The following is a 13,969-nucleotide window of genomic DNA, read 5'->3' as shown; positions in this document are numbered from 1 at the left end:
TACCCTCAGCGATTCACCAGCTCAGCAAGCTCGGCGGCGATGCTGTCGAGATGAGTGGTCTCGCCGATGGACTTGAACCAGTCCCACAGTTCGAGCGAGTGGTAGACCCGGTACAGCAGGATCCGGTCCTCCCAGTCCTGCGGCAGCGCGCCGTACCCGTCGATCAGACCGGTGAGCTTGTCGGCGTTGCCGCGGATCGAGTACGACGCCGTCTTCGCGAGGTCGATGAGTGGGTCGGCCGCGATCACGTTCTCGACGTCGATGAAGCCGGTGACGCGCCAGGTCTCCGGATCCACGAGGATGTTGCCCTCGTGGAAGTCGTTGTGGCACAGGACTGCGGCGTGGTTCGCGGCGAACAGTCCGCTGTGCTCGTCGACGTACGCGCGGATTGCTTCGTGCAATCCTGGATCCCCGGCGAACTCGTCGAGCTTCTTGGTGAACTGCCTCCGCATGTACTGGTCGTTGTCCGGCAGTGGATCGAGGATCCGGTCGGTGACATATCCGTACGCCGGCTGCGGGATGCGGTGGACACGGGCGAGCAGTTGGCCGAGTTCGACGTACGTCGCTCGCCAGTCGGGCGGATCGGTCTCGGACAGTGGTATGCCATCGAGCTTGGTCAGGATGGTGAAGGCGTCGTGTTCACCGGCCGGCTCGGCGTGGACGACCCGTGGGATCGAGCCGTCCAGATCGTCGGCCAGCAGGCCGTAGACGTGTACTTCCTTGGACTGCTTCCAGGCCCACTCGGGTGCGTAGACCTTGACGATCAGGGGGTCGGCGTTGGTTCGTCGTACCTCGAAGACTGTGCTCAGCTGTCCACCGGTTCGCTGGACGACTTCGGCGACCTCGCTGTCCGGGCCGGCTTTGGCGACCATCGCTGCGATATCCACAGCCTCACGCTAGGAGCCGCGTCCAGCGGTTTTCAGTCGTCTTTCAGTCGTCGAAGTCTGCCCAGGTGTCGACATCGTCGCCGGCCCGGGTCGGGTCGGACCAGGCGAGGTCGAGGCCGGCGAGCGTTCGCCGTACCGACTTGTCACGAGGGTCTCCGATCCGCGTGATCGCGTCGGTCAGCGCGGCGCGGCGGTAAACGGCCGCGAGTTGCTGCTCGCGGGCGTCTGTGTCGCGTAGGCCGTAGCCGTCGTGGTCGCCTAGTCCGGATACGAGTTGAGCGACGTCGTCCTTTGTCAGCCAGGGGAGGTCGCAGCTCAACAGGACAACGACCGGAGCGGTGCCGTGGCTCAGCCCGGCCGCGATCCCTGCCACCGGACCACCGGACGGTGGATCCTCAAGAGTCCAGTCGACCGGGCGGCAGGTGGTGCGGACCGGGCCGACCACCACGGTCGACACCGCGTCGGCAGTTGCCGTCAGCACCCGATCGAGCAGTGTGACTCCGTCCAGCACCAACATCGCCTTGTCCACGCCGCCGAACCGCGTCGACCCGCCCCCAGCAAGCACCACCGCGTCGAACTCCACGACAGCAGTCTCGCCGGGTCAGTCCTTCTGGACCAACTCTTCTCGCCGCTTGCGCCCTCCCTCGACACTAGTGCCGCGTCAAGCCAGGTTGGGGAGGTAGTCCGGAGTGACCACCACCCCGAAGCCGGACCCGGCGGCCAGGTGCGGGGTTCACCCCTGATCTGGTCCCTTCACCCCCGGGATGCGGTGGGTAGAAGGGTGCAGCTGCGAGGTTCACCCCTGAAATTGACCCGGGCGGAAGGCAAGTGCGGTAACGACCTCGACGTTTCTTGGCGAGGCACTAGGTCCTGACGTCGCGCGAGGTTCAAGCCCGGATCTGCGGCACCATGGAGGGGTGAAGATCGCCGTGGTGCAGACCGCCAGCAGCAACGACAAGGCCGCCAATCGCGACCGGGTGACCCGCGTCGTCGCCGACGCGGCCCAGGGTCGGCCGGATCTCGTCGTCCTCCCGGAAGCGATGATGTCCGACTTCGCGGTCGAAGGCGGCTCGGTGGCCCAGGCCGCGGAGGCCTTGGACGGGGAATTCGTGGACACGCTGCGGAAGTGTGCGCTCGAACACGGTGTGGCGATCGTGGCGGGCATGTTCGAACGCAGCTGCGACCAGCACCGTCCCTACAACACGCTTCTGGCGGTCGGTGCGGACGGATCGCTGCTCGGCGCCTACCGGAAGATCCACCTGTACGACGCGTTCGGCTACAAGGAATCGGATCAGCTGACCGCGGGTGATGTCGCACCGGTGGTAGTTCGCGTCGGCGGCATGTCCCTGGGCCTGATGACTTGCTACGACCTGCGCTTCCCCGAGCTGTCCCGCGCTCTGGTCGACGCCGGCGCTCAGGTGCTCGTCGTACCAGCCGCCTGGGTCCGTGGCCCGTTGAAGGAGCACCACTGGACCACTCTGCTTACGGCGCGGGCTGTGGAGAACACCTGTTATGTGGCGGCCGCCGCGCAGAACGGGAAGAAGTACTGCGGCCTCAGCCAGGTCATCGATCCACAGGGCATCGCGGTGGTGTCAGTAGGCGAGTCGGATGGGCATGCGGTCGCGGAGGTCTCGGCTGAGCGGCTGGCCGACGTACGCAAGCGGAACCCCTCGCTCCAGAACCGCCGCTACACAGTCACCCCGCGCTGACGCCCGAGGCGCGGACTAGGCCGTATCTGATCGCGGCCGAGCGGTTAGCCTCCAGGGGTGCTGGATGGGTTTGATCTGGAGCATCACGGCGACCTCGAGGTCGGCGACGGGCTGGTCGATCTCGCGGTCAACGTGCGGGCGGGGACACCGCCGGCGTGGTTGGTCGACGAGATCACGAGCAGTCTGAGCGACCTCGCGTCGTACCCGCGGCAGGACGCGGCGGTGGCGGCGGTCGCCGTACGGCACGGCGTAGCGCCGGATCGGGTCCTGCTGACCGCGGGGGCCGCCGAGGCGTTCGTGCTGATCGCACGGGCGTTCCGGCCGCGGCATGCGGTGGTGGTTCATCCACAGTTCACCGAACCCGAGGCGGCGTTGCGATCCGCCGGGCATCTGGTCGACCGGGTGATCCTGCGGCCAAAAGACGGGTTCGTGCTCGATCCACGCGCGGTGCCGGCCGACGCCGATCTCGTTGTCATCGGCAATCCGACCAACCCGACGTCCGTACTCCACCGGGCGGACGACCTGCGCGAACTCGCGCGGCCCGACCGGATCCTTGTCGTCGACGAGGCGTTCATCGACGCCGTACCGGGCGAGCCCGAGTCGCTCGCCGGCGCGTCGATCCCGGGCCTCGTGGTGATCCGCAGCCTGACCAAGACCTGGGGACTGGCGGGGCTGCGCATCGGGTACGTCCTCGCGGCACCCGGATTGATCGAGCAACTGGCCGCCGTCCAGCCGCACTGGCCGGTGTCCACTCCTGCACTTTCGGCGGCGATTGCCTGCAGCAACGAGCGTGCCTTGTCCGAGGCGACAAACGCGGCGTTGGACATCGATCGGCAACGTGTCCATCTGCTTGACAATCTTCGTTCGGTGAGTGGGCTGTCGACGTACGGCGTGGCGCGGGGACCGTTCGTACTCGTGCATGTCGAAGGGGGCGCCGTACTGCGGGAATCCCTGCGGGACAAGGGGTTTGCGATCCGGCGCGGCGATACGTTTCCCGGGCTCGGGCCGGATTGGCTGCGGATCGCCGTACGGCCGGCCGATGTCACCGATGCGTTTGTGAAGGTACTGCGCGACCTGACGGATTGATTGATTTCTGCTTTGTCGGCGAGGTTACGGGTCGATGGGATGGTCGGATTTGTGGGCGCCGTAGTAGGTGGATTGGCGGGACATGATGTCGCGCATGGGGGTGCCGCGGGGGACGCCGTAGACGGTGCCGGGGAAGTCCAGGTCGCGTTGGATTTCCCAGAGCTCCTCGTGCCGGTCGGGTGAGAAGAGCTGGGCTGGGTTGCCGGCCGCGATCCAGCCGATCGGGAGGACCGTGCCCGGTTCCAGGCGCGAGTTCACGTGCAGCACGCTGTTGATCCGGAGCTCCGCGCCCGCGCCGGCGACGGAACCAGGGAACAACGCGGCGCCCGTGGCGATGAAGACTTCGTCCTCGACCGTGGCGCCGTTGACGTGTGCATGGGGACCTACCAGGACCGCGTCGCCGAGCAGGGCGGGATGGTCTGCCCGGCCGCGTACCAGGGCGTTCTCCATCACCACACTGTTCTCACCGAGACGGACCTCGCCGTTCTCCGCCGTCAGCACCGCACCGTGCAGAACTCTGCTGCCCTCGGCCAGCACGACGGCTCCACAGAGCACGGCCGATGGGGCGACATAAGCGGATTCGGGCACGACCGGTCGGCGGCCGCGGTCTTCGAGCAGCATCAGCTGTCCTTCCGTTGAGCATCACCTCATCTTCCTCAGCTGTATCCCGGTTGGTGAGCGGATTCTCCACTGCCCGGGTCCTCACAACCCGGGCGGCGGCGTCCGGCGGCCGTCCACATCGGAGGTGGGAGGCTCGGTCAACCGGACGATCCGGGGTGGAGAACCGCGAACGCTGCAAACATTAGAACAGATGTTCGATCAGATGCAATCCATCCTGACGAGTCAAATACCCCGACAAGTTGGCCGCCCGGCGGTCGCGCGTGCGGGGCTGCGCGGGGTGGGGTGAGGAGGGCTACTTCACGTGTTCTGGGCGGATGCCTAGGCCGATGAAGCGGCCGGTCAGGCGGGTTAGGGGTGGGAGTGACCGGACTGCCCCGAGGAACTTTGGTGTCGTGCGATCGGCTGACGTGGAGGCGGCGTACAGGGCTTTCGTGGCGGCGGCTTGGAAGCGTTGGGTTGCGAGCGTCGGGAGGGTGCGGCGGCGTTGGATCCTGCGGAGGGTGTGGGTGGTGACACGGCCGCGGTGTAGTGCGGGGGCGAGGAGGTTGGCGCTGGCTACGGCGTCCTGGATTGCCAGGTTGATGCCTACTCCGCCGGCTGGTGACATGGCGTGGGCGGCGTCGCCGATGAAGAGGAGGCCTGGGCGGTACCACTGCGTCAGGCGGTCCATTCGGACGCTGAGCAGGTGGACGTCGTCGAAACTCCTCACCTCGTCCAGGCGGTTGGCTAGCAACGGCAGGAGTGCGGCGATGCGGTCGCGGAAGGGCTGGATGCCGTCGGCTCTGATGGCGTCGGCTCGGCCCTTGGGGAATGCGTACGCCAACTGCCAATAGGTGCCGCGGTCTACGGCCACCAGTGATCCGCCGCGACCACTCTGGAAGAACGGCACCGACTCATCGGTACGGCGTGAGACGCGGAACCAGAACACGTCGACACCCGGCGCTACCGCGACCGACGTCAACCCGGCGATGTCTCGCAGGACGGAGTCGCGGCCTTCCGCGGACACGACTAGTTCGGCACGCAGCTTGAGTGGGCCTGCTGCCGTTTCCGCGCGTACGCCGATCACCTGGCCGGCCACGGTGATCAGGTCGGTCGCGGTGGTACGCCGGAGTAGGTGGAAGGCGTCGTACTCACAGGCCTTCCGGGCGAGGAAGTTGAGAAAGTCCCATTGGGGCATGAACGCGACGTACGGCGATCGGACGGGGAGGTGGCGGAAGTCGGCGATGGTCACTGGGCCGTCCGGCGTGCCCATGGTGACTCGGTCCATGCGTCGATGCGGCAGGGCGAGGAATTCGTCGGCCCAGCCGAGTTCGTGCATCAGTTCGATGGTCGACGGGTGCACTGTGTCGCCGCGGAAGTCGCGGAGGAAGTCGGCGTGCTTCTCGAGCACGGTGACGCTCACGCCCTGCCGGGCCAAGAGGGCGCCGAGCATCAGACCGGCCGGCCCGCCGCCGACGATCGCCACAGTGGTCCACTCCGGCATCACACCGCAACGCTAGCTCCGGTCTGCGTCCACCTGCGCAGCTAGGCGCGCTGGGTTGCGAGGTGGGGGACCGCGCGGTCGAGGGCGAAGATGGCAGCGCCGGCGACGAGGGCGACGACGGACACCGCCAGCCAGGGCAGCTCGTGATGGAGCTCGAAGAGCTGAGCGAAGAAGGCCGGAGCCAGAACGCTGGCGAAGGTGAAGGAGTACTGCCAGTAGGACAGGTACTTCCCGCGCCCGACCACCGGCGCCACTGCCGCCGACACTGCGTTGTTGGTCGCTGCGTGCAGTACGTCGCCGAACGCGAAGCACGCCGTGGCCAGGACTAGCACGGGCACCACGAATCCGTCAGGGATGTGCAGCAGCGATGCCATCAGCAAGCCCCACGCCGCCCAGGCCACGCCGGCCACGACCATGACATAGGTACGGCGTCGCCGCTCGGTGTGCCGTACTACGAGCGTCTGACCGGTCGCCAGTACGACGGAAGTCGCGGCCAGCAGGACGCCGACCAGCCACTTGGGCACAGGCAGTGCCTCAGCGATGTAAACGGGTAGTCCGACACCCATCGTCATCATGCACAGCGCCAGCAGGGTGTTGGCACCGATGAGGACCAGGAACGGCTTGTCCTTGCGCAGGAGTGGTGCTGGACCGGTGTCCTTGGCGGCCTCTTTGTGGTGCGACGGGTGCAGCCGCAGCAGGAGCAGACCGGCCACGAAGAAGGTCACCGCGTTGATTGCCATGGCGACCAGGAACGGCGCGTCGCCGCCTATGGCCAGCAGGGCACCGGCCGCCAGTCCACCGAGGGCGAACCCTCCCGCCTGCATCATGCCGCCCAGACCGAACCACCTGTCGCGGTCGCCCTCGTCCGCGATGTCCGCCAGCAGACTGAAGATCGCCGACCAGAACGTTCGCTGACCGGTCGTCATGACGAGTGCGCAGAGAAACAGCAACCACTCCGATCGCCCGAAGAAGAAGCCGGTGAACGCGAGGCCCTGCGCGTACTGAGCGCCGATCACCAGGTTCCGCGGCCCGACTCTGTCGATCACCATCCCTACTGCGGCCGGTGCGGTGATCGAGAAGAGCGTCGCGACGGTCAGCAGCAGTCCGGCTGTTCCGAGCGGGATGTCGGCGACCTTGATGAAGTAGAGGAGCAGGAGCGGACCCGCGCAGCCGCCACCGAACGAGTCGATGGCCAGCGCGACCAGCAGCGGTTGGCGCCCACGGACGTTCGGGAGGCCGAGGGATGTGGCTGCGGGCATGACTCAGCGCTCCCATCGCATCGACTCGGCGACCACGAACATAGCAAGCGGTTGCCGATAGCCTCCAGCGGATTTCAGTCCGCTGCGGGCACCCGCCGTACCGAGACATGCCGTAGCGGCCGCCAGGCGACGGCCGTCATCAGCACCATTGCGACGAACGCTATGCCGAACGGCGCGGCCAGTCCGAACCGCTGGGCCAGTACGCCGCCCAGCGCCGAACCGATCGCGGCGCCACCGACTGAGGCCAGCAGGTAGACGCTGTTCACTCGGCCCATTAGCGGCTCTGGTGTCGCCAGTTGCCGTGCAGTGGTCGACACGATGCCCCACACCACCGCATGGACGCCAAACACAGCCATGGTCAGTGCTGCGACCCACGGGCTCCGGGTGAGCGCGAGTACTAGATGGACCGTCGTCTCGATCACCAGACCGGCGCGCAGCAGAGTCAGTGAGCCGACACGCGGCTCCAGCAGGTGGTACGCCGGCATGCCGAAGACGGCTCCGATTGCGCCGACTGACATGAGCAGTCCGAACTGCGTCTCACTCAGACCGAGCCGCTCCCGGGCGAACAGCACCCAGGTTGCGAAGGCCGCGCAGAAGGTGATGTTCATGACCAGGATCGAGCACGCGAGCGTTCGTACGCCGGCGTGGTGCCACAGCCAGCGCACTCCCTCGCGTACTTCGCTCCAGATCGCCGTACCCGATGACTCCGGCAGTGGCGGCCGTACGGCGACCCGCGCGACCAGGGCGGCCGCGGCGGCGAACGTGACTGCGTCGAAGACCAGTGGGACCCCGGCCCCGACCGCGAACAGCAGTGCGCCGAGCGGTGGGCCGCCAAGCTGTTGCAGAACGGTCCCACTGGCGAACAGCCGCGCGTTGGCCTTGCCGAGGTGGGCCTTGGGTACGGCGCTCACCAGCAACGCGCCGGATGCGTTGTCGGCGAGGGTTTCCGCCGTACCCAACAAGAACAGGGCCAGGTAGATCGCCCAGAGTGGCGACGACCCGAGCAGTACGGCGGCGCCGAGTCCGGCGAGCACCACTGCGCGAAAGGTGTCGGCGGCAACGATCATCAGCCGGCGATCGAGCCGGTCGACGAGGGCGCCGCTGAACAGGGCGAACAGCAGCCAGGGCAATTGCTGGACGAACGCGGCGGCGCCGACCGCGGCCGGTTCACTCGTGATCGAGGCGACGAGCAACGGGCCGGCGGCGAGCATGGCGCCGTCGCCGAGGTTGGAGATGATCGAGGCCGGCCAGATCTTGCGGAAGTCGGATCCGAGATCGGACGGCAGCAGGAACGTACCGAAGGAAGGCATGCGAGAGCTCCAGAGGGCATGACGGAACAACCGGAACTGCCGGCGCTACGCCGGCGGTAGACCCGGTCGGCTGCTCGGCAACCGGCCGGATGGTCCGGTCAGCTGCTGGTCAGCGCGCCGACCGGACGGTGTGTGCCATGTCCTCGAACGACCGAGACATTGCTCTCACCTCCGTCCGTACCCCAGGCGGCCCGTCCGCCTGCCCAGACCCTACCGGCCGGCACCCGCCCCCGCACTCCAGTTCCGGCCCGACCGGCTGCGCTATCCTCGACGATCGGCGACCACGTCGCCTGGAGGGTTCGCATAGTGGCCGAGTGCGCTGGTCTTGAAAACCGGTATGGCGGGTGACCGTCATCGTGGGTTCGAATCCCACACCCTCCGCCTCCAGACTCTCGAAACAACCCTCTGACCTGCGGAAACGTGGGCGACAGGCGCCACCGGCGACTGTCCGAGCGTGTCCGGGTGTATCCGGCCGCTACCGGTTCTGACCGGCCATTCGTGCCCTATACGTGCCCGCGCCGCCGGGAGCGTGCCCTATACGTGCCCGCGCCTTGGGCACTTGGCAGCACCAAAATCCCCGTATGTTCCAGCCGCTCCCGCGGTCGGATGGCTGGAACATACGGGGGTGACGATGCCGCAAGTGTGCGAAGAGCGTTAGGCGTCGGGCTGTGACCAGGGTTGCGACGAAGAGCCAGCCCAGGATCCCTCGATCGCCGATCTCCGACAGCATTAGATTCAAACAGATGAGCGATCGGGAGGTTCGGATGCGCTACGAGGAAAGGTTCGACACTGACGCGCCGCTACCGCAGTTCGGCCACGGGGTCTGGGACAGCCTCGCCGGGCAATGGGTAGCGCAGCGCCTGGCGGATCCAGCCGCGAGCTCGCATGCCGCCATCCTGAGCCTGCGGTATGAGGGCGATGCCGAGCGGCCGGACGCGTGTGCACGCTATCTGGACACGCCTACGCCCGTGGAGCTGCATGTGACCGCCAGGCGGGCAGAGACTCCTTGTTGAACATGTGGGCACGCGAGGCTGACGGCTGGCACGGCCTCGTGACCTACCTTGAGCGGGATCCCAGCGACGGTGGTCGCTGGGCGCCGGCTTCAGCCCTGCGGCCGCTGACGCGCGCCGAAATCGATGCGTTCTCCGAACGGCAGGCCGCCCGCCAATCCTTCGGGCTGCCGACTCGGTAGGCGGCTTGTGGATAGCGGCCGCCTGGTGAAGCCGCTTCGTGTCAGACTCCTTTCTAGATCCGGTGAGGTCACCCTCGCGGACCCTGGCCCAGCCTGACGGTATGGGACGGCCCGCCTCGGAAGGCCACCGGATCCCGCTGGCTTGACCGACTGACCGGAGGGGAGTCCGTGAGCGACGTATCAGTGCTGAAGGGCACTCCCTACTCGTTGCCGAGCGAAGCAAACGATTCGCTCGATGAGATGCGCATGCGGCTTCGCAAAGCCCGCGACGGGCTGCGTGTCGCACTTGAGCAGGCGCACCGAATTGGACTCGTCCGCGAGATGGACCGTGCACACGGCTACTGGTCTGTGTTCGAGAGCAACAGTATTGAGTTCGAGGGACCTGACCTGGCCGGCACTGTCGAGGCGATTGAGTCGACCGCGGGACAGGACGTGCTCCGGGACCTCAATGTCAATCTCTTGCCGGAATTGCTCCGGCAGGACGAACGAGTGTTCGCAGCGGTCGGCCTTGAGACCGCCCGAGTTCTGGCTCTGCGCTATATCGGTGGCGCGGTCCGTGGCCTGTCCCAGTCGGATGTTCGATCGCTGCACGGCGTCGTCATGGCTGGTTCTTGGTTCGCCGGTCGGTACCGACAGTTCGACGCTCGTATCGCCGGGGCTGAACACATCCCGTTTCCGACCTACGACATCGACTTTGCGATGTCACAATTCGCGGACTGGAGTCAGCAGGCAGTCGACGATGACCTTGCGGTCCTGCGCGCGGCCGTCGGGCACGCCTGGTTCACGCACGTGCACCCATTCCAGGATGGGAACGGTCGGGTAGCCCGGCTGATCGCGAACGTGATGCTTGGCCAAGACGGCCTGCCACCGGCGATCGTGAAGGCACGTTCGCAGAGGAGCCGATACATCGCGGCTTTAGCGCACAGTGACGAGGGCGGTGACATCATGCCCCTCACTGGTCTCTTTTTGGAGACCATCGAGCGCTATGTAGCCGAACTGCAGCATCCGAAGACCTTCAAGCAATTGTTCGACCAGTTGGTAGCGCGTCGCGGCGACAACTACTTTGATTGGTATCGCAATTGCCTCGGCGACTTCATGACTCGACTCCGTTCCGAATTGGAGTTGGCCGGTCTCCAACTCAGGATGCTGGACGAACTCTCCCAGGACGTGTTCGACGACCTCCGACATGGGCGACAGTTCAACATACTCAGCGCTCTGGTAACCGACGACCTTGGTCAAGAGGTTGTCCTTTACCACAGGCATCCGTCAAACCCATCGCGCACCCGATTCGCAAAGGATGACGTGGTGCCAACCATCGCGTTCGCGCTGCCCAACGCTCGCTGGAACCTTGAGCCGTACCGTCGCACGTCCCGGGCGGACCTAGATGGTCTATCGGACTTGTGGGTTCAACCGGATCGTCCGGTCCGCGTATTCGTTGACGACAAATTCGGAGTGAGTTCGTTGACCGTTCCTGAGGCCGCGTCCCGGGTAGCGGACCGCTTGCGGCTGGGATTCTCTAGGCGCTTCGCAACCCCGAAGAACTCGTTCGGTTCAGCCCGCTGGCTTCCGAGGATCCACGGAGGCCCTGGCTAAGGTCATCGGCCATGTAACAGCGCCGCCGCTAGCCGAGTCGGCTCGCTCGGCCTAACCGAACGCGCTTACAGCCGATCCTGCAGTGCTCAGCAGGACGCCAAGCCCGATCAACCAGACGGTTGCGATGAGCCCAGACCGAGCGTCCTCTGCAATGGCGTGAGTGATCAAGGTCTTCATGTAGGCGATGTCGTCCCAGGACGTGTCCGGCCCGACGCCGGCCAGTCGCCGAGCATCCTTCAGACTGTTTTCGGCAGCTCGTCGGCCATCTGTGTCGTTGTCTGCCAGAGTTGCGATCGCGCGCTGGTGGTCGGCTGCTGTAGAACGCACCAGCTCTACCCGGTGGTTAATCCGACCGAAGGCGCGCGCAACTGAGAGACCAGCAATTGCGATGGCCACCAGTTCCAGCGTCCGCCGCAGACAGACAGTATGAGGCCGACAGCGTTCGCAGTGTTCATGTAGGCATGGTGCCCGAGGAGTTCGTGTAGTACGACGCCCGGGACAGCCGGGACACCCTGGCTCGGTAGGTGTCCCGGCTGACCCACGATAAAACCGCAGGTCAGAGAGTTGCCGGGACAGCCGGGACAGCCGGACAGTGTTCCGCAAGCTCTGGTTGGACCAGCTGCTGTGAGGCAGGCTGGTGCATGTGATCGTTCTATATTGCCTTGCTGGATTGTTCGAGTTAGTCGGCCTCGCGCTCGCTTTTCATGGTTTTGATCGAACGTGGAAAGAGTTCGTGCACGATGAGACCCTCGGTTCTGCGTTCCGTCGGTCGTCGCTATTGGCAGTTCGTCGTTCCGCTGCCGCTGCAGATCGATGGGGCCGCCAGGTGCTGCACATCAAGGGCAGGGCGAAAGTCGTCCAGGGCGTGGCTATGAGTTCAATGAGAATGACCTCCCGGGCCACTGGCAGGGTGTCCTTCGGCCCCCTCCCCTCGATCGTGGACGATCCGCAAGGGTTCGCTGAAGAGGTACACCGCCGGCTCCAACGAGCCCATGCAACTGGACAAGACGCCCAAGAGGCGATCGCGGACGAGCGAGAGGCGCGAGTTGAGTCGGTGTCGGCGCTGGATCGCCGCACGCAAGCGCGCATCACGGAGGTAGCAGGTAAGTCAGAGAACATCGCGGTTGGCGGCCTGGTGGAGCAGATCTGGGGGTGGCTCTTCATCCTCGCGGGCGTGGCTTTGGGTGCCATAGGCGACATCGTCCAAGCAGCCCAGAGCTAGCCCCGCGATAGTGGGAAATGGGTGGTGCTGGACCTACCGTTGCCATGGCACCGGCGGCAGCATGTCCAGCATGACCGACTCACAGTTCCTCGAAGATGAAGGAGCCGCACCTAGTTCACCGGTGGGTTCGATCTCGTTCGACAACCTCGACCCGACCGACTTCGAGGAGTTCTGCTTCGATCTCCTCGGTGAGCTTGGCTTCGTGAACGTCGACTGGCGCAAGGGCACCGACAAGAAGGCCAGTCCTGCCGACCGCGGCCGCGATCTTGTGGCACAGCTTGAGCGCAACGACGTGGATGGCCACACGTACCTAGAAACGTGGTTCGTGGACTGCAAGCATTACAAGCGCGGAGTTCCTCCGGAGGCTCTCCAAGGTCTGCTGACCTGGGCCGAGGCTGAGAAACCCGCGGTTGTGTTAGTGATCGCGTCAGGCTATCTCTCTAACCCCGCGAAGGACTGGCTGAGCCAGTACACACGCAATCGGCGGCCACCGTTTCGCATTCGACACTGGGAGAAGCCTCAGCTAAAGCGAATGCTGATCGACAATCCAGAACTCATGGCCTCCCATGGCATCATTCCGGAGCACATGCGAACGACAGCGGAGATTCTCGCCGCTGAGGAGGAGTTCTTTGACAAGGTCTGGTACGTCCGCAAGCTCATCTTGGAAGAGAGGGTCGAGGAAGGTAGACGCGAGCCGCTACAGCCCGAGATTGAACAGGCGATGCGCGATGCGATGCTCAGGGTTGAGGACCGACGCGGTCGCGAGAACCTGGGTCCTTGGGGCGACTGGGAGTGGGGATTCGTCAATGGCAAGCTCTCCGCCCTCCGCTGGGTGCTAGGCGAAGAGTGGGATTTCCTTGACACATAAACTTGATCGCGGTGGTGCTACGCCGTAGTCACCGGACACATCGGCGACTGTTCCCGGCAGCGCCCACTGCCCGCCCAAATGCCCAAACCTGAACGTAGCGCCTTCTCTGTCTGGCCTCGCGTCGTCGGGAGGGCTGGAACATACCGGGTCGGGGTGGGGGGCAAGACTGGTGAGCGTTGGGACCTGGGACAGGTGGGACAGCCCACACCTGGTGTGTCCCACCCGATCAGCGACAAAACCGCAGGTCAGAGCGTTGCCGGGACAGCTGGGACAGATGGGACAGCTGTCCGGACCTATCCCCCGGCTAGTCGTGACTGCAGCGCCGTGCGAACATGTGTTCGAACGGCAGGTGACAGCGACAGGTGACAGCGATGCGCTTCGAGGATCGGTCTGTGGAGCTGGCTGACCGCGATCGAGGGATCTGGGACAACCTCGACGGCACATGGGTGGTGACGGGCCTCGACCCGACCGACGCCGTCAAACACGCGGCAGAGCTATCGATCTTCTACACCGAGTCTGGTCCGCGACCGGCGGCCCACGTCCGACGGCTCGATCCTCCCCGGCGGGTAGAGATTCGTATCATCGCCCGCCGCACTGAAGAAGGACTGCTGTACGCCGTGGGTGCGAGAACCCAGCGGCTGGTATGGACTGGAATTCCGGATTAAGCGGAACGAACCCCACGCCTGGTACTGGTCCCCAGCGGACCGACTGCGGCCCCTCGACTGACCCGCCACGAACC

General features: G+C 65.6%; 14 protein-coding genes and 1 tRNA gene. 8 read left to right on the top strand and 7 right to left on the bottom strand.

Annotated elements, in window-relative coordinates:
• Positions 1–5: 5 nt before the first annotated feature.
• Entirely contained in the window at positions 6–887 is an 882-nt protein-coding gene (locus ACXC9Q_RS18860; protein ID WP_457057885.1) for a phosphotransferase family protein, read from the bottom strand.
• A gap of 43 nt (positions 888–930) precedes the next feature.
• Positions 931–1,470, bottom strand: a complete 540-nt coding sequence (gene mobA, locus ACXC9Q_RS18855) for a molybdenum cofactor guanylyltransferase (RefSeq protein ID WP_457057884.1) — start codon at positions 1,468–1,470, stop codon at positions 931–933.
• A 334-nt stretch (positions 1,471–1,804) separates the two neighbouring features.
• On the opposite strand from mobA, the gene ACXC9Q_RS18850 reads away from it, so the two are divergent.
• Together ACXC9Q_RS18850 and cobC are read left to right on the top strand one after the other, a co-directional pair.
• Positions 1,805–2,596 (top strand): carbon-nitrogen hydrolase family protein, encoded by a 792-nt coding sequence (locus ACXC9Q_RS18850; protein ID WP_457057883.1) that lies wholly within the window; start codon positions 1,805–1,807, stop codon positions 2,594–2,596.
• Positions 2,597–2,653: 57 nt separating this feature from the next.
• Positions 2,654–3,682, top strand: coding sequence for an Rv2231c family pyridoxal phosphate-dependent protein CobC (gene cobC / locus ACXC9Q_RS18845; protein WP_457057882.1), 1,029 nt, complete (start codon positions 2,654–2,656; stop codon positions 3,680–3,682).
• A gap of 24 nt (positions 3,683–3,706) precedes the next feature.
• Here cobC and ACXC9Q_RS18840 read toward each other — a convergent pair whose 3' ends face one another.
• From ACXC9Q_RS18840 to ACXC9Q_RS18825, 4 genes are all read right to left on the bottom strand, one after another.
• On the bottom strand, positions 3,707–4,303 hold the full coding sequence (locus tag ACXC9Q_RS18840) for a gamma carbonic anhydrase family protein (RefSeq protein ID WP_457057881.1): 597 nt from the start codon (positions 4,301–4,303) through the stop codon (positions 3,707–3,709).
• Between the two features lie 292 nt (positions 4,304–4,595).
• Entirely contained in the window at positions 4,596–5,786 is a 1,191-nt protein-coding gene (locus ACXC9Q_RS18835; RefSeq protein WP_457057967.1) for an FAD-dependent oxidoreductase, read from the bottom strand.
• 41 nt (positions 5,787–5,827) lie between these two features.
• The gene (locus tag ACXC9Q_RS18830; protein ID WP_457057880.1) at positions 5,828–7,045 is read right to left on the bottom strand and encodes an MFS transporter; all 1,218 of its coding nucleotides are present in this window, start codon (positions 7,043–7,045) and stop codon (positions 5,828–5,830) included.
• 74 nt (positions 7,046–7,119) lie between these two features.
• Entirely contained in the window at positions 7,120–8,355 is a 1,236-nt protein-coding gene (locus ACXC9Q_RS18825) for an MFS transporter (RefSeq protein ID WP_457057879.1), read from the bottom strand.
• Between the two features lie 292 nt (positions 8,356–8,647).
• Here ACXC9Q_RS18825 and ACXC9Q_RS18820 point away from each other — a divergent pair.
• The 3 genes from ACXC9Q_RS18820 (at position 8,648) to ACXC9Q_RS18810 (ending at position 11,140) form a co-directional block, all read left to right on the top strand.
• Positions 8,648–8,736, top strand: a tRNA-Ser gene (locus ACXC9Q_RS18820).
• Positions 8,737–9,098: 362 nt separating this feature from the next.
• Entirely contained in the window at positions 9,099–9,368 is a 270-nt protein-coding gene (locus ACXC9Q_RS18815) for a hypothetical protein (protein WP_457057878.1), read from the top strand.
• A gap of 347 nt (positions 9,369–9,715) precedes the next feature.
• Positions 9,716–11,140: a Fic family protein gene (locus tag ACXC9Q_RS18810; protein ID WP_457057877.1), complete on the top strand. Its 1,425-nt coding sequence runs from the start codon at positions 9,716–9,718 to the stop codon at positions 11,138–11,140.
• Positions 11,141–11,191: 51 nt separating this feature from the next.
• Here ACXC9Q_RS18810 and ACXC9Q_RS18805 read toward each other — a convergent pair whose 3' ends face one another.
• Entirely contained in the window at positions 11,192–11,536 is a 345-nt protein-coding gene (locus ACXC9Q_RS18805; protein ID WP_457057876.1) for a hypothetical protein, read from the bottom strand.
• Between the two features lie 241 nt (positions 11,537–11,777).
• Between ACXC9Q_RS18805 and ACXC9Q_RS18800 the strand changes: the two genes are divergently transcribed.
• The 3 genes from ACXC9Q_RS18800 (at position 11,778) to ACXC9Q_RS18790 (ending at position 13,895) form a co-directional block, all read left to right on the top strand.
• Positions 11,778–12,362, top strand: a complete 585-nt coding sequence (locus tag ACXC9Q_RS18800) for a hypothetical protein (protein ID WP_457057875.1) — start codon at positions 11,778–11,780, stop codon at positions 12,360–12,362.
• A 70-nt stretch (positions 12,363–12,432) separates the two neighbouring features.
• Positions 12,433–13,230, top strand: a complete 798-nt coding sequence (locus ACXC9Q_RS18795; protein ID WP_457057874.1) for a restriction endonuclease — start codon at positions 12,433–12,435, stop codon at positions 13,228–13,230.
• Between the two features lie 371 nt (positions 13,231–13,601).
• Positions 13,602–13,895, top strand: a complete 294-nt coding sequence (locus ACXC9Q_RS18790) for a hypothetical protein (RefSeq protein WP_457057873.1) — start codon at positions 13,602–13,604, stop codon at positions 13,893–13,895.
• Positions 13,896–13,969: the final 74 nt, after the last annotated feature.

The sequence above is a fragment of the Kribbella sp. CWNU-51 genome (assembly GCF_054073265.1).
Note: the sequence above shows the minus strand (reverse complement) of the source record. Positions and strands in the feature narration are given on the sequence as shown.